This window comes from Nocardia sp. NPDC019219 (genome assembly GCF_040632645.1).
Taxonomy (GTDB): domain Bacteria; phylum Actinomycetota; class Actinomycetes; order Mycobacteriales; family Mycobacteriaceae; genus Nocardia; species Nocardia sputorum.
The window spans coordinates 139,321-157,841 of record NZ_JBEYCG010000009.1; the positions used below are offsets into that span (position 1 = coordinate 139,321).

Consider the following 18,521-nt stretch of genomic DNA (forward strand, 5'->3'; position numbering starts at 1 on the left):
ATGACCGAGGGAGCCGCGCTGACCGAGCACACCGACGGGGTGGACCGGCGGCGATCGAACAGCGGCGACGACTCGGCCGCGGTGCGGCTGGAGGCGGCCCGCCTCTCGTTCGGGGGCCGAACGTTATGGGACGGGCTGGATCTCACCGTCGCGCCGGGCGAATTCGTCGCGATACTCGGCCCGAACGGGTCGGGCAAGACCTCGCTGCTGAAGGTGCTGCTCGGTCAAGTCGGTTTGAGTTCCGGCACGGCGCGGATCGCGGGCTCTCCCGCGCGCGCGGGCAATCACGACATCGGTTATGTGCCGCAACAGAAGACGATCGACGCCGGGGTGCAGTTGCGCGGCGTCGACCTCGTCGGGCTCGGTGTCGACGGGCATCGCTGGGGGCTCGGCTTGCGCTCCCGCGCCGAGCGCAAGCGCAAGGTGGCCGCGGCCATCGCCGACGTCGGAGCGGAGCACTTCGCCCACGCGCCGCTGGAATCGATGTCCGGCGGCGAGCAACAGCGCCTGCGGGTGGCGCAGGCGCTGGTCGGCGATCCGAAGGTGCTGCTGTGCGACGAACCGTTGCTCAGCCTGGATCTGGCGAATCAGCGACTGGTGGCCGAACTGATCGATCGCCGCAGGCGCACCCACGACACGGCGGTGTTGTTCGTAACGCACGAGATCAACCCGATTCTGCCGCTGGTGGATCGGGTGCTCTACCTGGTCGACGGCAGGTTCCGGATCGGGACGCCCGAGCAGGTGATGACCTCGGCGGTGCTGTCGGAGCTGTACCGCACCCAGGTGGACGTCCTGCGGGTGCGCGGGCGTCTGGTGGTCGTCGGCACCGGCGACACCATGGACGCGCTGGGCACCGCAGGCGGTCACTGTCACGGCCCGGCCGGCGACGAATTCCCACACGGCGACTCGGCCTCCGCCTCGGCACCGGCGGACGATGCCGCGACGGGGGCATCCGCAGCAGAGCCGATTCCCACCACACAGACCCCGGCAATCACCGACGCTGCCCCCGCGATACCGGCCGACTCCGGAACCAGCGCGCGGGGCGGCCTGTCCACAACCCACTCGGTAACCAGCGGCGCCGTCCCGGGCGACCAAACGGCTACGGCCCGCGCGTCCGCCCGCGCGATTCCAGGCGGATCGTCGACCGACGACGAAACAACCGCCCCCGCAACTTCGGCCGATCTCCAGACCAGCGCACGAACCGACCACGCAACCCGCCCGGCGGCCAACGGCACCCGAACACCGGCGGTTCCAACCACCGCCGACCGCGCGAACTCGGGCCGGTCGGCGAGCACCGGAGCGGCAGGCGACGCGTCGCCGCCGAGCCTGGCCACCGCGGTGGCGGCTGACGGGGCGATCGGCTCGTTACACCGCAACGGCGCGCCGTCGGCATCTCAGGCTTCGGCGGACTCTCCGGAGGGCAAAGGCGGCCGTCCAGCCCGGCCCGCGGATCCCGAACAGAGCGGAGCGCGGTCGTGACCGACAAGCTCTCCGGCGTCCTCGGCAAGATGCTCGACTTCGGCACCACCGCGAACCTGCTGTCCTACGGCTTCGTCCAGCAGGCACTGCTCGCCGCGGCGCTGCTCGGGCTGCTGTCGGGAGTGATCGGTCCGCTCATCATCAGCAGGCAGATGTCGTTCGCCGTGCACGGCACCAGCGAGCTGTCCCTGACCGGCGCCGCCGCCGCGCTGCTGGCGGGGGTGGGGGTCGGTCTGGGCGCCATCGCGGGGTCGGTGGTCGCCGCGGTGTTGTTCGGCCTGCTCGGCACCCGCGCGCGCGAACGCGATTCGGTGATCGCGGTGGTGCTCTCGTTCGGCCTGGGTCTCTCGGTGCTGTTCCTGTGGCTGGGGCCCGATCGCGCGGGATCGAAATTCTCGCTGCTGACCGGCCAGGTGGTCAGCGTGGGCAACAACGGTCTCGGCCTGCTCGCCGTTTGCACCGCCGGGGTGATCGCGGTGCTCGCGTTCGTCTACCGGCCGCTGCTGTTCGCCAGCTCCGACCCGGAGGTGGCGGTGGCGCGCGGTGTTCCGGTGCGCGCGCTGTCCATCGTGTTCGCCGTGCTGCTCGGCATCACCGCGGCGTTCGGCGTGCAGATCGTCGGCGCGCTGCTGGTCCTGGCCCTGCTGATCACCCCGGCCGCCGCGGCTGCCCAGCTCACCGCGGACCCGATCCGCGCGACGATGCTCGCCGTGGTGTTCGCGGAAGTCGCCGCCGTGGGCGGCATTCTGCTGTCGCTCGCGCCGGGCGTCCCGGTCTCGACCTTCGTCACCACCATCTCGTTCCTGATCTACCTCGCGTGCCGCGTGCTCGGCACCCGTAACCGCCGACTCGCCCGCGCCCGCTGAGCCACGGCTCACCGGTCCGGCCTACCGCTGCCGGCGTCGTGCCGGTCGCATGCCTCGCGGGACTCGCCGTCCCCCGGATGGTCGGCACGCGCTCCAGAGCCGCTGAGAAGGGCGAATCACCACTTTCCGCTCCTCGTGCCGGTTCAACCGGCACGAGGAGCGGCGCCGCATCACGCGACGGCGGTGCCCTCGAGCTCGACCATCTGGCCCGGGACAGCCAGGCGTGTGACGCCGAGCATCGTGGTGGCCGGTGCCACCCCAGCGGCGCCCAACCGCGACGCCAGCACACCGTAGTGCGGGAACAGCAGGTCGACGTCGGTGGTGTAGACGTTCAGCCGAACGAGGTTCGCGAGAGACATACCGGCCTCGCCGAGCACGGCCTCCAAGTTGTCGAGGCTCAGCGCCAACTGCGCCGCCATGTCCCCGTCATGCTGGGGCTTGCCGTCGCCGCTCATCGCGGTCTGCCCGGAGCAGTACAGGGTCCGGGTGTGCCCGGAGACCAGCTCACCCTGGTTGAAACCCAGCTCCGCCGCCCACGTCACCGGGTTGACCGCCGTTCGTTGCACTCCCACATCAGCTCCCATCAATCCATCGAGAATTCCTACGCAGATGAGCCTCCCAACAAATCACGACATCCTCCGTCGTGTATTCCGGTAGGTTTTCCGGATGCGCGCCGACCGATTGGTCTCGCTGGTGCTGCTGCTGCGTCAGCGCGGTCGGTTGACCGCGGACGCGCTCGCCCGCGAGCTGGAGGTATCCACCCGCACGGTGCTGCGCGACATCGAAGCCCTGTCCGCGGCCGGCGTCCCGGTCTACGCCGAGCGCGGGCGGCACGGCGGTTTCGCGTTGTTACCGGGGTTCCAGACCGAACTCACCGGTCTGAACCACGACGAGGCGCTCGCCCTGCTCGTCGCCGGAACTCGGCGCGGCGCGCAAATATTCGGCCTGGGCTCGGCGCTCGCTTCGGCCATGCTCAAGGTGGTCGACGCGCTGCCGGAAAGTTATCAGGCCGCCGCGAGCGACGCGGCACAGCGACTGCTCATCGACCCGGAAACCGACCTCCTCTCACGGCGGCTGGCCGCCGAGGAGGTGCCCGACGCCGTAGTGACCGAGATCCGGCGAGCGGTGTTCGCCGGGCACAAGCTGCGCATCCATTACGCGGCTGTGGACCAGACCCCGGCGTGGCGCACGGTGGACCCGATCGGCTTGGTCACCGCGCGCGGCCAGGGATACTTGCTGGCCACGAGGTCCGGCGCGGACCGCACCTACCGGTTGTCGCGTGTGCTGGCCGCCGAGGAACTTCCCGAACCCGCACAGCGCCCGGACCGGGTCGATCTGGACCGGGCCTGGCAGGAACGGAGCACGCGGTTCCGGATGGGCGGCGACCAAGTCACCGTGCTGGTGCGGGTGGACCCGGCCCGGCGGGACGACCTGGTGAGCACCGCACTCACCGTCCGCGCCGAAGAAGCCGACGCCGACGGCCGGCTGCGGCTGGAGGTGACCTTCCAGGATTCCCGGCATGCCGAATGGGCGCTGTGGCAGCTCGCCGCGGACGCGGAAGCCCTCTCCCCGGAGTGGTTGCGCACTTCCCTGCGCGACCGCGCCGCCGCAATCGCCGCCTGCTACGGAGCGTCGCCATGAAGGTCGTCGCACGCCCTCGGCCACACGTCGCCGCAGGTTCGTCGCTGTCCCGCCTTCGTCATCTCGGCGCACCGAGCTCGAGCTCGGCCGCGGAGGCCGTTCAGGGGATGCCCGCGCGATCGGTGCGGTTCTCGCACCGTCTCCGGCTATGCCGAGGCCGCAGTCAGCCATTGTCGACGCAGCTCAGGACGCATACCAGGAAGCGACACACCATTGATGGCAGCCGCCTTCAGTCGGTACCGGATACTTTCGTATGCTCGACACGTCGCGCCCCCCGAACGAATGGTGACCAACGATGATCGACTTCGCGATTCCCGCCGACCTCGCCGCCGAACGCGACCGAGTACGCCGATTCGTCATCGACAAGATCGTCCCTTACGAGCGGGATCCGCGCCTGACCGCGCACGGCCCCACCGACGAGCTGCGGCAGGAACTCGTCGAACTCGCCCGCGCCGAGAAACTGCTCACCGTGCAGGCGCCGGAGTCGCTCGGCGGGCGCGGCCTGACCCACATCGAGCAGGCGGTGATCTACGAGGCGGCGGGCTGGTCCACACTCGGCCCGGTCGCGATGAACTGCGCGGCGCCCGACGAGGGCAACATGTTCCTGCTGTCCAAGGTGGCCGACCCCGACCAGGTCCAGCGCTATCTGGCCCCCGTGGTCGCGGGCCACCAACGCTCGGTCTTCGCCATGACCGAGCCCGACGGCGCCGGCTCCGACCCGGCCCAACTCGCCACCACCGCGACCTTCGACGGCGAGAACTTCACCATCAACGGCCGCAAATGGCTGATCACCGGCGCGAACGGCGCGAAGACCTGGATCATCATGGCGCGCCTTGCCGCCAACTCGCACTTGCCCGAGGGCCCCACGCTGTTCCTGGCCGACGGCGGCCAGCCCGGCATCGTCATCGAGCGCACGATGAACACGATGGACCGCAACTACGTCGCCGGGCACGGCGTGGTCCGCTTCGACGATCTGGTGCTGCCGCGAGAGGCGCTGCTCGGCGAGGCGGGCCAGGCGCTGCGCTACGCCCAGCTCCGGCTCGCCCCGGCCCGCCTCACCCACTGCATGCGCTGGCTCGGCGCCGCCGAACGCGCCCAGAGCATCGCGATCGAGCACGCCCGCACCCGCACCGCGTTCGGCAAACCGATCGGCGAGCACGAGGGCGTGTCGTTCATGCTCGCCGACAACGAGATCGCCCTGCACCAGTGCAGGCTGACCATCTGGCACGCGTGCTGGCTGATGGACAACGGCGAGAAGGCGCGGCACGAGAGTTCGATCGCCAAGTCGTTCGTGTCCGAGGAACTGTTCAAGGTCGCCGACCGGTGCGTGCAGGTGCTCGGCGGCATCGGCATCAGCGACGAGACGGTCGTCGAGATGATCTTCCGGGACATGCGCGCGTTCCGCCTCTACGACGGGCCGACCGAGGTGCACAAGTACGCCATCGGGCGGAAGGTGCTGCGCGGATAGCGGAGGACTTTCGGCCCCGGGTCAGGTGCGCGTCCGTCGGCTAACATCCTGTGGCATGAGTTCGGAACTGCACGTCGATGTCTCGCGAGGCGTCGCCGTGCTCACGCTCAACCGTCCCGCCCAGCAGAACGCCTTCACCCCCACGATGGCGGCCGAATTGGGCGCTGCGTTGCAGCGCTGCGATTCGGAAGACGCCATCCGTGCCGTGGTCGTCACCGGCACCCCGCCCGCGTTCTGCGCGGGCGCGGACCTATCCAACCGGGTGGGCGAGGTCAGCGCCACCATCGATCCGCCACCGTGGCGGGTGCGCAAGCCGGTGATCGCGGCGGTGAACGGCCACGCGGTCGGCATCGGCCTGGCCCTGGCCCTGCAGTGCGACCTGCGCTACCTGGCCCGCGACGCGGTGTACGGGCTGAACCAGGTGCGTCGCGGTGTCCTCGCCGACGGCTACGCGCACTGGACGCTACCCAGGCTCGTCGGCATGGCCAACGCCGCCGACATCATGCTGACCGGCCGCACGTTCGACGGTGACGAGGCGAAGGCGATGGGGCTGGCCAACAGCTCGCTACCCGCGGGCGAGGTGCTACCCACCGCGCTGGCCGTCGCGCACGACATCGCGAACGGCTCGGCGCCGCTACCGGTGGCACTGTCCAAGCGGCTGCTCTGGGAAGGGCTCGGGATGAGCCCCGCCGTGGTCGGCCAATTGGAAACCGAACTCAACCAGCACGCGTCCAAGAGCGTCGACGGCGGTGAGGCCATGGCCGCGTTCCGGGATCGCAGGCAGCCCAGCTGGTCGGGCAGCGTCAGCTCGGAATGGCCCGCCTGGGACGCCGAGGAGCGCGAACGGCCGAGTCTGGACTAGGCCCCTTCGGCCCGCGGCGTGGCCCCGCGGCCGCGCTCAAGCATTACCGCCGATCAGGATGAGCAGGAACAGCACCGCGAAGATGATCATCAGGACGGTGCCGATGACGCCGAGGACGTAGCCCACCAGCACCTGGGCCCGGCCACCGTACGCGCCGCCGGATTCCTCGATCTGGTCGAGCGCGCGCCGTCCCAGCGCCCACGCCACCGGCCCGAGCACCCCGCAGCAAAGGACGCTCGCCGCGCCGAGAAACAACACCGCCGTCGCGTTCGGATGCTCGACCGGCGTACCGATGGGCTGATTGGGTATCACCACCAGCCGAATTCTACTGGGCGGGGCCGCCTCTCCGGGTTTTTAGGCGTACGAGGCGGAAACGGCGCTCAGGCGCGGCGCTGGCGGGCGACTTCGGAGAGCACCACGCCTGCGGCGACCGACGCGTTCAGCGATTCCACCGGACCCGCCATCGGAATCGACAGAATCGCGTCACAGGACTCCCGGACCAGGCGGGACAGGCCCTTGCCCTCCGAACCGACCACGATCACGGTCGGCTCGCGGCCGTCGAAATCGTCCAGCGAGGTGTTGCCCCCGGCGTCCAAGCCGACGATCTGAACGCCCTGAGCGGCCCAATCCTTCAGCGTCCGTGTGAGATTCGTCGCGCGGGCGACCGGAAGCCGAGCGGCGGCGCCCGCGCTGGTGCGCCAGGCCACCGCGGTGACGCTCGCGCTGCGCCGCTGCGGGATCAGGACGCCGTGGCCGCCGAAGGCCGCCACGGACCGCACCACCGCGCCCAGGTTGCGGGGGTCGGAGATGTTGTCCAGCGCGACCAGCAAAGCGGGCTGCGCGGATCCGCGCGCCCGGTCGAGCAGGTCGTCAGGGTGGGCGTAGCGATACGGCGGCACCTGGAGGGCGACGCCCTGATGCAAACCATTGGCGCTCAACCGGTCCAGATCGGTGCGCGGCACCTCCAGGATGGAGATGCCGGTGTCGGCGGCGAGCCGCACGCTCTCGGTCAACCGGTCGTCGTTCTCGGTGCCGACCGCGACGTAGAGCGCCGTCGCGGGCACGCCCGCGCGCAGGCACTCGACCACCGGATTGCGTCCGAGCACCAGTTCCGGACCGTCGTCGGTCTTGCGTCCGGCGGGCCGGGCCGCCCCGCCGCGCGCGGTCGAGCGCGCTTGCGCCGCTTTGGCTTTCACGGCCGCGCGCTTGGCGGCGGGATGCTTGGTCCGCATCTCGGCGGGCGGGGTGGCGCCACGCCCTTCCAATCCGCGCCTGCGCTTGCCGCCGGACCCGACCACGGCACCCTTCTTGGTGCCGCTCTTGCGCACCGCACCTCGGCGCTGCGAATTGCCTGCCATCACTGGGCCTTTCCGGTTTGCGATGCGCCGAGCGCCCATTCGGGGCCGTTGGCGGTGTCGGTGACCTCGATACCCGCCGACTGCAGGCGATCGCGCACGGCGTCGGCGGTCGCCCAGTCCTTCGCGGCGCGCGCTTCCTGGCGGCGGTCGAGTTCCGCCCGCACCAGCACGTCGAGAGCGCTGAGCGCGGCGGAGGAATCGCTCGGCGTGTACCAATGCGGGTCCAGCGGGTCGACGCCGAGAACGGCGAGCATGGCGCGCACCTGGCTCGCCAAGTCGCGCGCCGAGTCGATCGCGCCTGCCTCCAACGCCTTGTTGCCGTCATGCACCGCGCGGTGGATCTCCGCCAGCGCCTTCGGCACCGCGAGATCGTCGTCGAGGGCGGCGGCGAACGCGTCGGTCCACTTACCCACCGGAATAGCACCGGCCCGGTCCACCACCCGGTTCACGAACGCCTCGATGCGCTGGTAGGACTGCGCCGCGTCGTGCAGCGCCTTGTCCGAGTACTCCAGCATCGAGCGGTAATGCGCGCTACCGAGGTAGAACCGCAATTCGACGGCACGGACCTGCTTGAGCACGTTCGGCACGGACAGCACGTTGCCCAGCGACTTGGACATCTTCTCGCCGCCCATGGTCACCCAGCCGTTGTGCAGCCAGTACCTGGCGAAGCCGTCCCCGGCTCCCTTCGACTGGGCGATCTCGTTCTCGTGGTGCGGGAACACCAAATCCATACCGCCGCAATGGATGTCGAACTCCGAACCGAGATAGAACTCGGCCATCGCGGAGCACTCCAGGTGCCACCCCGGGCGGCCAGGACCCCACGGCGACGGCCAGGTGGGCTCGCCCGGCTTGGCCGCTTTCCACAGGGTGAAGTCGCGCGGGTCGCGTTTGCCCTCGCCCGCGCTCTCCCCCTGATGCACGTCGTCGAGCCGGTGGCCGGACAGCTTGCCGTAATCCGGATAGCTGACCACGTCGAAGTACACGTTGCCCGCCGACGCGTAGGCGTGACCGCGCTCGATCAGCCGCTGCATCATCTCGACCATCTGGGTGATGTGGCCGGTGGCGCGCGGCTCCGCGGACGGCGGCAGCACACCGAGCTGTTCGTAGGCGCGATCGAAGGCGCGCTCGTGCGTGGCGGCCCACTCCCACCACGGCCTGCCCGCCTCGGCGGCCTTCATCAGGATCTTGTCCTCGATATCGGTGACGTTGCGGATGAAGAAGACGTCGATATCGTGCGCGAGCAGCCAGCGTCGCAGCACGTCGAACGCGACTCCGCTACGCACGTGGCCGATGTGCGGCTCGCCCTGCACGGTGGCGCCACAGAGGTACACCGAAGCACGGCCGGGGACCAAGGGCGCGAAATCGCGCACGGTCCGCGTGTCGGTGTCAAAGAGGCGCAGCGTCACGGCAGTCGATCCTAGCTGGTGTATAAGGTCGTTCACGGACCGGCTCGGGTCCGTCGGAGCTGGATCAACGACAGGCTTGCAGCAGGGCCGTCGCCACGGCGGCGACGCCCTCACCCCGACCGGTCAGGCCGAGCCCGTCGGTAGTCGTGCCGGACACCGAGACCGGCGCGTCGAGCAGCTCGCCGAGCACCTGTTGCGCCTCGGCGCGCCGAGGCCCGATCTTGGGCCGGTTGCCGATGACCTGCACCGCGGCGTTGACCACTTCGAAGCCCGCTTCGTTCAGTAACCTGCGCACTTCCTTCAGCATGGCCGCCCCGGAGACACCCGCCCATTCCGGGCGTCCGGTGCCGAAGACCGCGCCGACATCGCCGAGGCCCGCCGCGGACAGCAGCGCGTCGCACAGCGCGTGCGCGGCGACGTCGCCGTCCGAGTGACCGGCGCAGCCGTCGTCGCCGTCGAACAGCAGACCGGCCATCCAGCAGGGCCGGCCCGCTTCGATCGGATGGACGTCACTGCCGATGCCGACGCGCATGCTCACGGCGCCACCACCGGTCCGAGGCTCGCGCCGTCGAGCACCGCGCCCGCGAGCCGGAGGTCGAGCGGAGTGGTGATCTTGAAAGCCAGCGGATCGCCGGGGATGGTGTGGACCGCGACGCCGAGCCGCTCCACCAGCCCCGCGTCGTCGGTGGCCTGGATGCCCTCGGGCGCGTAGGCGGAGCGGAGGAGATCGGCCGCGAAGCCCTGCGGCGTCTGGATGGCGCGCAAACACGCGCGATCGGGGGTACCGGTCACCGCGCCGACCGCGTCGACGGACTTGATGGTGTCGGCCACCGGGAGCCCGGGAATCACCGCGGGCCGGCCCGCGCGCAATTCCGCCGCGACCCGCGCGATGAGTTCGGGCGGCGTGAGGGCTCGGGCGGCGTCGTGCACCAGGAAGAACGCGGCGTCGGGCGCCGCGGCGATACCCGCCCGCACCGAGTCGATGCGTTCGGCGCCGCCGACGACCACCTGAACCGAACTCGTGGGCGGCAGCAGGGCAACGGCGCTGTCGACGAGTTCGGTGGGAACCATCACGATGATCCGGTCGACCGCGCCGGAGGCGATCAAGCCTTCGACGGCGAGCCGGACCATGGGCGTGCCGCCGACCGGGACGAACGCCTTGGGTGTGGATTCACCCAGACGCACGCCACGGCCGGCGGCAGGCACCAGAGCAACGACGGGTCCGTCGGTGGAACGGACACCGTTGTCAGGTTTGTTCACGGTCAGGAAGCCGCTGCGAGGACCTCATCGAGCAGGGTCTCGGCCTTGCCGTCATCGGTGCCTTCGGCCAGCGCGAGCTCACCGACAAGAATCTGCCGTGCCTTGGCGAGCATGCGCTTCTCGCCCGCGGACAGGCCGCGGTCCTGTTCCCGGCGCCACAGATCGCGAACGACCTCGGCCACCTTGTTCACATCGCCGGAGGCGAGCTTCTCGAGGTTGGCCTTGTAGCGGCGGGACCAGTTGGTCGGCTCCTCCGTATGCGGCGCGCGAAGCACCTGGAAGACCCGATCGAGACCCTCCTGACCCACGACGTCACGCACGCCGACGTATTCGGCGTTCTCCGCGGGAACCCGAACAGTGAGATCGCCTTGGGCGACCTTCAGGACCAGATACTCTTTTTGCTCACCCTTGATGGTGCGAGTCTCGATTGCTTCGATCAGCGCCGCTCCGTGGTGGGGGTAAACGACGGTGTCTCCGACCTTAAAAATCATGTGTCCCGTGCCCCTTTCGATGTTCACAGTTTAACATGCGACTCGATAACGGCGCGATCAACTGTGCAGGTCAGGGCCACAACGAGGCTACCGTGGGGCTTGACAGATGCCAGGCGGTGTGCATTACGTTGTGCCAGAAGGGGTTATCTTCGGGCTCGTTCCGCGCCGCTCGCCTCCCGCGCGCCGGCACCTTCGCGGCAACCTCCGAAGCTCGATCGAACCGTTATCGACATGCCGAGTGTCGGCGCGGATGTCCTGTGGCCCGCCGCACACCGCGCATTCGCAGCGCGATGCCGCGTCCGCGTTCCACACGGCCCCCGCGCCCGGTCCGCCGAGGGAACTACTACGCTGCCTAGTTACTACGCTCCCGCGCGGAGCCAGAGCCCGGTCGACATGGAGGGACAACCCGTGACTGCCCTGAAAGCTGTGACCGCCCCGAAGGGGGCGCGACGTCGCATGGTGACGGTTGCCGCACTCGCCGCCGGAGCGGCGATCGCGCTGTCCGGCTGCGGCGCGGGCCAGATCTCGCAGACCGCGGAGCAGGTCGCCGCCGTGAACGGCAACCACGCCGACGTCGGCCGCATCGCGCTGCGCAACGTGCACATCGTGTACCCCACCGAGGGCACCGCGTACAACAACGCCAAAGGCGGCAAGGCGCTCATCGCGTTGTCCATCGTCAACAACGGCGAGTCCGTCCGCGATGAGCTGACCAGCATCACCACCGACCTCGGCACCGTCAAGATCACCCCGGCCTCCGGCAAGTCCGTCGTCGAGCTCGCCCCGCAGCAGACCGTCGTCGCGGCCGATCACCCGGTCAAGCGCGAAGCCGCGTCCACCACGACCAGCGCCGCGCCGACCACGAGCGCCGCCGCGCCCACCTCCGCGCCCCGTACCGCCGCGCCGACCACCACCGCCGACTCGCACGGCGCGGGCGAGCACGGCTCCCCGGCCGCCTCCGAGGACCCGGAAGCCAATCCGATCCTGATCGAGATCACCGGCCTCACCAGGGACGTCACCCCGGGCCTGACCTACAACGTCTCGTTCAACTTCAAGCAGAACGGCACCGTCCAGGTCCAGGTCCCGGTCGACGCGGGCCAGCACACCGAGCGCCACGAGTCCGACAAGTCCGGCCCGGCCGAAGCCGAGCACTCCGGCGGCCACTGAGCTGTATCCGATTTGCCGCGCCTACGGCGCGGCGGGTTCGCGGCCCCTCGATGGTTCGTGTCCGGGCGGCGAGACTCGCGACTGCGTCGCATGCGCTTCGCCCACCCGGACACGAACCGGTCCGCGAACGGCGCTCGTAAGACTTGCGCCAATCAGGGCTCGACGAGCTGACCCGCGCACCCGTTTGTAGTTCGCTTCGCTACCGACGCACCCAGCTCACCCCGACCCCGTCTTCCGAGCGAAGCGAGACCGAGCATCCGCGAACACGCCGCGACGCAGTCGCGGCAAATCCAACACTGTCGGGGTTGGTGCGTATGGTGCCCGTGTGGCAAAGACCAAGCCGACCTTTCGGTGCTCCGCCTGTTCGCACGAAGTCGCCAAGTGGGTGGGCAAGTGTCCTGAGTGCGGGGCCTGGGGCACCGTCGACGAGATAGTGGCAGGGGCGGGGGCGGTCGGGGCTCCGGGGCGGAAGGCGATGTTGCCCAGTACTGCGGCCGCGCCGATCTCGCAGATCGATTCCAAGGTCACCAAAGCGCGGCCGACCGGCGTCAGCGAGCTGGACCGGGTGCTCGGCGGCGGGGTGGTGCCCGGATCGGTGGTGTTGCTGTCCGGCGAGCCGGGGGTGGGCAAGTCGACGCTGCTGCTCGAGGTGGCGCATCGCTGGGCGGCCCAGCGCGAGGAGAAGTCGCTGTACGTCACCGCCGAGGAGTCGGCGGGGCAGGTCCGGTTGCGGGCCGACCGCACCGGCGCGGTGCACGACCGGGTCTATCTGGCCGCGGAATCGGACCTGTCGATCGTGCTCGGGCATGTCGAGCAGGTGCGCCCGACGCTGCTGGTGGTCGACTCGGTGCAGACGATGCTCGCGCCGGAGGTGGACGGCGTGATCGGCGGCGTCACCCAGGTCCGCGAGGTGACCGCCGCGCTGACCTCGCTGGCCAAGGCGAGCGGGATCGCGGTGCTGCTGGTCGGGCACGTCACCAAAGACGGCAATGTCGCGGGCCCGCGCACGCTCGAGCACTTGGTCGACGTGGTCCTGCAGTTCGAGGGCGACAAGAACTCCACGCTGCGCATGGTGCGCGGCATCAAGAACCGCTTCGGCAGCGCCGACGAGGTGGGCTGCTTCGAGTTGCACGAGGACGGCATCGCCTGCGTCGACGACCCGTCCGGACTGTTCCTGCACCATCGGACGGATTCCGTGCCGGGCACCGCGGTGACCGTCGCGATGGACGGCAAGCGTCCGCTGGTCGGCGAGGTGCAGGGCCTGACCGTGAAGACCGAGATCCCGCAGCCGCGCCGCGCGGTGAGCGGCCTGGACTACAACCGGGTCGCCATGGTGCTGGCCGTCCTGCAGAGCCGGGGCCGGGTGTTCCTCGGCAAGAGCGACGTCTACGCCGCGACGGTCGGCGGCATGCGGCTGGTCGAGCCGTCCGCCGACCTGGCCATCGCGCTCGCCATCGCCAGTGCCGAGTCCGACGTTCCGATCCCGCCGGGCTGGGTGATCCTCGGCGAGGTCGGGCTCGCGGGCGAGGTCCGTAAAGTGACCGGCCTCAACCGGCGGCTGGCCGAAGCCGAACGGCTCGGTTTCACCACCGCCCTGGTGCCGCCCGGCCTCGCGCCGGTGCGGAGCACCATGAAGATCTACGAGGTCACCGACCTCCGCTCCGCCATCCGCATAGCCGGCCTGCGCAAACTACGCGCCGCACCCGAAGAAGCCGCCAGCTGACCGCTCCTCGTCAAGCGATGTTGAACGGCTCCGCCATGCTGCGTACCGAACCGAGTTGCGCGACAACGCTGTACGCCCCCGGGGGAACCTGGACGCGTTCGCCCGCGCAGTTGGGCTGGGACGTGGTGCCCGACCAGGTCACCGTGAACGCCGCCTGTTCACCGCGGCTCATCGTGCGGACGTCGGGCTGCCCGTCCGGATAGCAGTCGGTGCTCGACCACAGGCGCCGCTGGCCGTCGAGCGTGTGCACCGAAACCTGTTGCAGGCCGGAGCCCATGTCGCGGGTGCACGGCACCGCCGAGATGTTGGTGATGACGATCCCGAACACCGGCTGCTCGCCCGTCTTGTAGGTGGGCTGCTCGACGGTCACTTTGATCGCCAGCGACTGGTCCGGGCATGGCCCCGCCGCGGCGCTGCTCGCCGCCGCGGAGGTCTTCGGCGCGCCGGACTCGCCCGACGGCTTGGCCGCGGCGTCGGCGGGCTTCGCCGTGACCGTGCTGGACCCGGCGGTGCGGGCGTCATCGGGTGAGTCGCCGCCGCGCGCGACGGCGAGCACGACCCAGATCACCAGCGCCAGGGCGACCACCAGGATTCCGATGGCGAACACGCGTCGACGCCAGTAGATCTCCGGTGGCAGCGGTCCATTCGGTTCCAGCACGCCTCAACGGTAAGGGCATGGTCGGGCGCATCGTCTCAGGGGCACGGCGTGTCGGCCGCCCGCACCCGCGGGCGGCGAGTACATTCCGCCGGCACGCTGGGCCGATCGCGGCCTCAGGCCTCCTCGCCGATGTTGCCGACGACCCGGTGCAGCTGCACTTTGCCCTCGGCCAGCTTGTAGGTCACGGAGGCGATGGCGCACGCGCCGGTCGCGACCGCCTGCGAGATGATCATCGACCGCTGCATGAGCAGGCGGCTGGTCTCCACCACGTGCCTGGCCTCGATCTCGTCGACGGTGGACAGTCCTTCGCGGCGTCCGACCAGGATGGACGGGGTGACCCGCTCGACCACGCTGCGGATGAACCCGCCGGGGACCTCGCCGCCGTCGAGCGCGTCGATGGTCGCCTTCACGGCTCCGCAGCTGTCGTGCCCCAGCACTACGATGAGCGGCACGTTGAGCACCTGCACCCCGTACTCGATCGAACCGAGCACCGAGCTGTCGACCACATGGCCCGCGGTGCGTACCACGAACATGTCGCCGAGACCTTGGTCGAAGATCAATTCGGCGGCGACCCGTGAGTCACCGCAACCGAACAAGATCGCGTGCGGATGCTGGCCACTGACAAGTTTGGCCCGGTCCGCGGCACCCTGGCTAGGATGCAGCAGCGCACCACTGACGAAGCGGTCGTTGCCTTCACGCAGGGACTTCCAGGCACTGATCGGGTTGGAATCCGGCATACCGACCATTGTGCAGGACGGTTGCGCTACCAGCGAGTTAGGTCGGTTACGGGTGGGCAAATACCGCCTGGCGGCCGTAGGACGGGGACAGTGAGGACAGTGCGGAACGGCGCACCGAATGGCATCGACGCGGACACGTTGCTGGACTGGTACGGAGCGACCGCGCGCGATCTGCCGTGGCGCCGCGCCGGCGTCACCGCGTGGCAGATTCTGATGAGCGAGATCATGCTGCAGCAAACGCCGGTCGCGCGGGTGGAACCGATCTGGCGGGAGTGGGTGGCGCGCTGGCCGGTGCCCTCGGCGATGGCCGCCTCGTCGCAGGCGGAAGTGCTGCGCGCCTGGGGCAAGCTCGGCTATCCGCGCCGCGCGCTGCGGCTGCACGAGTGCGCCCGGGTATTGGCGGCCGAGCACGGTGACGAGGTGCCTGCCGACGTGGAGGTGCTGCTCGGGCTGCCCGGTATCGGTGCCTACACCGCGCGCGCCGTCGCCTGTTTCGCCTACGGTCAGCGTGTTCCGGTGGTGGACACCAATGTCCGCCGGGTGGTTGCCAGGGCGGTGCACGGGCGCGCGGAAGCGGGCAATCCGTCGTCGCGGGACCTTCCCGAGACCGAAGCCCTGCTGCCGCTCCAGGTCGATCGCGCCGCGGTGTTCTCCGCCGCCCTGATGGAGCTCGGCGCGACCGTGTGCACTGCCCGCACGCCCGACTGCTCGCGCTGCCCGTTGCCGAGCTGCGCCTGGGTCGCGGCGGGCCGTCCGGTGAGCGATGTGGTCCGCCGCACTCAGAAGTACGAGGGCACCGACCGGCAAGCGCGCGGTCGCCTGCTCGACGTTTTGCGGCACGCCAGCGGTCCGGTGGAACGGGTGCGCCTGGATTTGGCGTGGACCCGCGATCCGGGCCAGCGCGACCGCGCTCTGGATTCGCTGCTGGTGGACGGTCTGATCGAGCAGACACCCGATGGTTTGTTCGCCTTGGCGGGCGAGGGCGGGCACCCCGGGGCGATCAGCTGAACCGACATCGGGCCGCGCGACGGAAGCGCCGAAGTTCCTAACTGCCCGATACCCGGCGCAAGAAGCGCTCGACTTCGGCTCGATAACGCTCCGGTTGGTTATCGTGCACGAGGTGGCCCGCGCCGGGGACGAGGACGTAGTCGGCGTCCGGATGCGCGGCGGCCATCTGCCGCATCTGCCCAGGCGGGGTGATGCTGTGCTCGCCTTCCAGCAGCAAGGCAGGGACTCGCACCGCATGCCATTGCCGCCAGAAGTCGCGCGTTCCCCACTCCTCGGAGATATCGCGGAAGGTGGTGACCGAACCGTGCAGCCGGTATCCCTCCGGCCCGCGCTCGAACGAATTCAGGAAGTACCGCCCGGCGACCGGTCCGAAGAAGGACAGCACCGCCTCGTCGTCGGGAAACGGTTGCGGCCAAGCCTCGATCATGGCCGCCCAGTGCGCGGCGGTGCGGCCGGTGAAGTCCGGCGCGATGTCCTCGATCACCAGCGCCCGGACCCGCTCGGGGTGGGTCGCGGCGAACACCCAGCCGTGCAGCGCGCCCATCGAATGACCGATCACCACCATCGGCTCGGCGATCCCGGCGGTGCTCGCGGCGAGGTCGGCCACGAAAGCCTCGGTCGTCAGTCGCTCGGGTGCGGGCCTGCCGTGCCCGGCGGCGTCGAAGGTGTAGACGTGGCCGTGTTCGCGCAGCCAGCCCAGCTGATCGCGCCAGGTGCGCGCGCTGCCCATCAGTCCGTGCAGCAGCAGGATCGGCGCGCCTGCTCCGCCTTCGTCGTACAACATCGTCTCGACAATACGAGTCACCGAGCGTCTGCTCGGCAGCAGCCGCTAGCTTGGACGCATGGCTGTTGTGAAGATCAACGCGATCGAGGTTCCCGAGGGCGCGGGCCCCGAGCTGGAGAAGCGGTTCGCCCACCGCGCGCACGCGGTCGAGAACTCCCCCGGCTTCCTCGGCTTCCAGCTGCTGCGTCCGGTGGCCGGCGAGAAGCGCTATTTCGTGGTGACCCAATGGGATTCGGAAGAATCCTTCGCGGCTTGGCGGGACGGGCCCGCGCGCGAGGCGCACGCGGGCGAGCGGCAGAAGCCGGTCTCGACGGGTGCGTCCCTGCTCGAGTTCGAGGTCGTGCTCGACGTCGACGCGAAGCCCGCGAACTGAGTCCGAGACCTACCGCCGGGCAGGCCCGCCTGCCCGGCGACTCGCCCGACGCCGTGGTACGCCCGTGCCGGACCCGGTTGACGCCGAGGCCGTGCGGGTGTCACAGTTCGAAGGACAAACGCGAGGGTGACGCGGTAATTCCGGTGAGATTCCGGAGCGGTCGCGCCACTGTGTTCCACGCACCGAGTCCGGTGCCGGAAAGCCAGACACCGGCACCGTCGCGCCACCACCCGACGGGACGCGTATCCCAAGGAGGACTCGAATGGCCATCGCGCATTCACCCAGCCGGGCAACCGATTCCCTGGCCACCGTGCTCGTCACGGTCGGTGTCGTTCTTCTCGCACTGCTCACGCTGTACCTGGTCGGGTTCGACCAGGGCGTCATCTCGCGCAGCGGGATGTACCTGCATGAGTTGATGCACGACGGACGCCACCTGCTGGGGCTTCCGTGCCACTGATCGGTTCGCTCCGAACACTGCTGCTGCGCGGCCTGCTGGCCGGTCTGATCGCCGGACTGCTGGCCGCCACAGTCGGTTACTTCGTCGGTGAACCCAAAGTGGACGCCGCCATCGCCATCGAGGAAGCCGGTTCCGCCACCGAACACGCGCACGGCGAGCACGCCCAATCCCCGGGTGGGCATTCCCACGGTGACGAGGAAGAACCGCTGGTGAGCCGTGGCGGCCAGAAGTTCGGGCAATTTCTCGCGCTCGGGCTGGCCGGGCTCGCGCTCGGCGCCATCTACGCATCGGTCGCGCATTTCGCGCGGCGCCACACCGCGCTGACCGGGCCACGGCTCGCACTGGCGCTCGGCGCGGCGGGTTGGGCCGCGATCGTCGCGGTGCCCTTCTTCAAGTACCCGGCCAACCCACCGGCGGTCGGCGACCCGGACACCATCGATGAGCGCACCCTGCTGTGGGTGGCGGCGGTCGTGCTGGGCCTCGTGGCTGTCGGCGCGGCGGTGGCGGTGTTCACCGCGCTGCGGGGGCGACTTCCCACGTTCCGGTTGATCGGTGGCGTCGCGGCGTTCGTCCTGGTGACCACGCTCGGCTACATCCTGCTGCCCGGGGTGAACGAGGTGAGCGCGGACTTCCCGGCCACCCTGCTGTGGCAGTTCCGGGTGGCGTCGCTGGCCGAGACCGCGACCCTGTGGGCCTGCCTGGCCCTCGGTTTCGCGGCGCTCAGCGAGTTCGCGACACGCACCGATACCCCGGTACCGGTCGCGGCCGCTACCGCGGAGTGATTCC

The 18,521-nt window shown here is 69.9% G+C and carries 20 protein-coding genes, 1 pseudogene and 1 riboswitch; of the genes and pseudogenes, 11 read left to right on the forward strand and 10 right to left on the reverse strand.

What is annotated here, in order from left to right:
* Positions 1 to 864: pseudogene (locus ABZ552_RS18645) on the forward strand (ATP-binding cassette domain-containing protein); the annotation flags it as partial.
* 611 nt (positions 865 to 1,475) lie between these two features.
* Positions 1,476 to 2,345 (forward strand): metal ABC transporter permease, encoded by an 870-nt coding sequence (locus ABZ552_RS18650; protein WP_281877035.1) that lies wholly within the window; start codon positions 1,476 to 1,478, stop codon positions 2,343 to 2,345.
* Between the two features lie 170 nt (positions 2,346 to 2,515).
* On the opposite strand, the gene ABZ552_RS18655 is transcribed toward ABZ552_RS18650, so the two are convergent.
* Complete coding sequence (locus tag ABZ552_RS18655; protein ID WP_281880707.1) at positions 2,516 to 2,911, reverse strand: RidA family protein; 396 nt, start codon at positions 2,909 to 2,911, stop codon at positions 2,516 to 2,518.
* A 100-nt stretch (positions 2,912 to 3,011) separates the two neighbouring features.
* Here ABZ552_RS18655 and ABZ552_RS18660 point away from each other — a divergent pair, with 100 nt between their 5' ends.
* The 3 genes from ABZ552_RS18660 (at position 3,012) to ABZ552_RS18670 (ending at position 6,316) form a co-directional block, all read left to right on the forward strand.
* Positions 3,012 to 3,986 (forward strand): WYL domain-containing protein, encoded by a 975-nt coding sequence (locus ABZ552_RS18660; protein ID WP_357438555.1) that lies wholly within the window; start codon positions 3,012 to 3,014, stop codon positions 3,984 to 3,986.
* A gap of 295 nt (positions 3,987 to 4,281) precedes the next feature.
* The gene (locus tag ABZ552_RS18665) at positions 4,282 to 5,454 is read left to right on the forward strand and encodes an acyl-CoA dehydrogenase family protein (RefSeq protein WP_281877032.1); all 1,173 of its coding nucleotides are present in this window, start codon (positions 4,282 to 4,284) and stop codon (positions 5,452 to 5,454) included.
* Between the two features lie 55 nt (positions 5,455 to 5,509).
* Positions 5,510 to 6,316, forward strand: coding sequence for an enoyl-CoA hydratase-related protein (locus ABZ552_RS18670; RefSeq protein WP_281877031.1), 807 nt, complete (start codon positions 5,510 to 5,512; stop codon positions 6,314 to 6,316).
* Positions 6,317 to 6,352: 36 nt separating this feature from the next.
* Here ABZ552_RS18670 and ABZ552_RS18675 read toward each other — a convergent pair whose 3' ends face one another.
* The 6 genes from ABZ552_RS18675 to carD form a co-directional block, all read right to left on the reverse strand.
* Positions 6,353 to 6,631, reverse strand: a complete 279-nt coding sequence (locus tag ABZ552_RS18675) for a DUF4190 domain-containing protein (protein WP_281877029.1) — start codon at positions 6,629 to 6,631, stop codon at positions 6,353 to 6,355.
* Between the two features lie 65 nt (positions 6,632 to 6,696).
* Positions 6,697 to 7,674: a 23S rRNA (guanosine(2251)-2'-O)-methyltransferase RlmB gene (gene rlmB / locus ABZ552_RS18680; protein WP_357438559.1), complete on the reverse strand. Its 978-nt coding sequence runs from the start codon at positions 7,672 to 7,674 to the stop codon at positions 6,697 to 6,699.
* A complete protein-coding gene (gene cysS, locus ABZ552_RS18685; RefSeq protein ID WP_357438561.1) occupies positions 7,674 to 9,080 on the reverse strand; it encodes a cysteine--tRNA ligase in 1,407 nt (468 codons plus the stop codon). Before cysS ends, rlmB begins: the two co-directional genes overlap by 1 nt.
* Positions 9,081 to 9,144: 64 nt before the next feature.
* The gene (gene ispF, locus ABZ552_RS18690) at positions 9,145 to 9,612 is read right to left on the reverse strand and encodes a 2-C-methyl-D-erythritol 2,4-cyclodiphosphate synthase (protein ID WP_281880705.1); all 468 of its coding nucleotides are present in this window, start codon (positions 9,610 to 9,612) and stop codon (positions 9,145 to 9,147) included.
* Positions 9,613 to 9,614: 2 nt separating this feature from the next.
* Complete coding sequence (gene ispD, locus ABZ552_RS18695; RefSeq protein ID WP_281877023.1) at positions 9,615 to 10,340, reverse strand: 2-C-methyl-D-erythritol 4-phosphate cytidylyltransferase; 726 nt, start codon at positions 10,338 to 10,340, stop codon at positions 9,615 to 9,617.
* Between the two features lie 2 nt (positions 10,341 to 10,342).
* Positions 10,343 to 10,831: an RNA polymerase-binding transcription factor CarD gene (gene carD / locus ABZ552_RS18700; protein WP_011206964.1), complete on the reverse strand. Its 489-nt coding sequence runs from the start codon at positions 10,829 to 10,831 to the stop codon at positions 10,343 to 10,345.
* Between the two features lie 408 nt (positions 10,832 to 11,239).
* Here carD and ABZ552_RS18705 point away from each other — a divergent pair, with 408 nt between their 5' ends.
* A complete protein-coding gene (locus ABZ552_RS18705) occupies positions 11,240 to 11,995 on the forward strand; it encodes a hypothetical protein (protein ID WP_357438564.1) in 756 nt (251 codons plus the stop codon).
* A 325-nt stretch (positions 11,996 to 12,320) separates the two neighbouring features.
* On the forward strand, positions 12,321 to 13,718 hold the full coding sequence (radA, locus tag ABZ552_RS18710; protein WP_281877022.1) for a DNA repair protein RadA: 1,398 nt from the start codon (positions 12,321 to 12,323) through the stop codon (positions 13,716 to 13,718).
* A 10-nt stretch (positions 13,719 to 13,728) separates the two neighbouring features.
* On the opposite strand, the gene ABZ552_RS18715 is transcribed toward radA, so the two are convergent.
* Together ABZ552_RS18715 and ABZ552_RS18720 are read right to left on the reverse strand one after the other, a co-directional pair.
* A complete protein-coding gene (locus ABZ552_RS18715) occupies positions 13,729 to 14,376 on the reverse strand; it encodes a hypothetical protein (RefSeq protein ID WP_357438567.1) in 648 nt (215 codons plus the stop codon).
* A gap of 113 nt (positions 14,377 to 14,489) precedes the next feature.
* A complete protein-coding gene (locus tag ABZ552_RS18720; protein ID WP_063022306.1) occupies positions 14,490 to 15,113 on the reverse strand; it encodes a carbonic anhydrase in 624 nt (207 codons plus the stop codon).
* A 90-nt stretch (positions 15,114 to 15,203) separates the two neighbouring features.
* On the opposite strand from ABZ552_RS18720, the gene ABZ552_RS18725 reads away from it, so the two are divergent.
* Positions 15,204 to 16,121: an A/G-specific adenine glycosylase gene (locus ABZ552_RS18725; protein ID WP_357438572.1), complete on the forward strand. Its 918-nt coding sequence runs from the start codon at positions 15,204 to 15,206 to the stop codon at positions 16,119 to 16,121.
* A gap of 37 nt (positions 16,122 to 16,158) precedes the next feature.
* Here ABZ552_RS18725 and ABZ552_RS18730 read toward each other — a convergent pair whose 3' ends face one another.
* A complete protein-coding gene (locus tag ABZ552_RS18730) occupies positions 16,159 to 16,905 on the reverse strand; it encodes an alpha/beta hydrolase (protein WP_357438575.1) in 747 nt (248 codons plus the stop codon).
* 58 nt (positions 16,906 to 16,963) lie between these two features.
* Between ABZ552_RS18730 and mhuD the strand changes: the two genes are divergently transcribed.
* From mhuD to ABZ552_RS18745, 3 genes are all read left to right on the forward strand, one after another.
* Positions 16,964 to 17,278 (forward strand): mycobilin-forming heme oxygenase MhuD, encoded by a 315-nt coding sequence (mhuD, locus tag ABZ552_RS18735; RefSeq protein WP_039794711.1) that lies wholly within the window; start codon positions 16,964 to 16,966, stop codon positions 17,276 to 17,278.
* Between the two features lie 80 nt (positions 17,279 to 17,358).
* Positions 17,359 to 17,511, forward strand: a riboswitch (cobalamin riboswitch).
* Between the two features lie 29 nt (positions 17,512 to 17,540).
* Entirely contained in the window at positions 17,541 to 17,735 is a 195-nt protein-coding gene (locus ABZ552_RS18740) for a CbtB-domain containing protein (RefSeq protein WP_039794710.1), read from the forward strand.
* Positions 17,726 to 18,517 carry a CbtA family protein gene (locus tag ABZ552_RS18745; RefSeq protein WP_357438578.1) on the forward strand — a complete coding sequence of 264 codons (792 nt, stop codon included), beginning with the start codon at positions 17,726 to 17,728 and terminating at the stop codon, positions 18,515 to 18,517. The genes ABZ552_RS18740 and ABZ552_RS18745 overlap by 10 nt, the downstream gene beginning before the upstream one ends.
* Positions 18,518 to 18,521 lie beyond the last annotated feature (4 nt).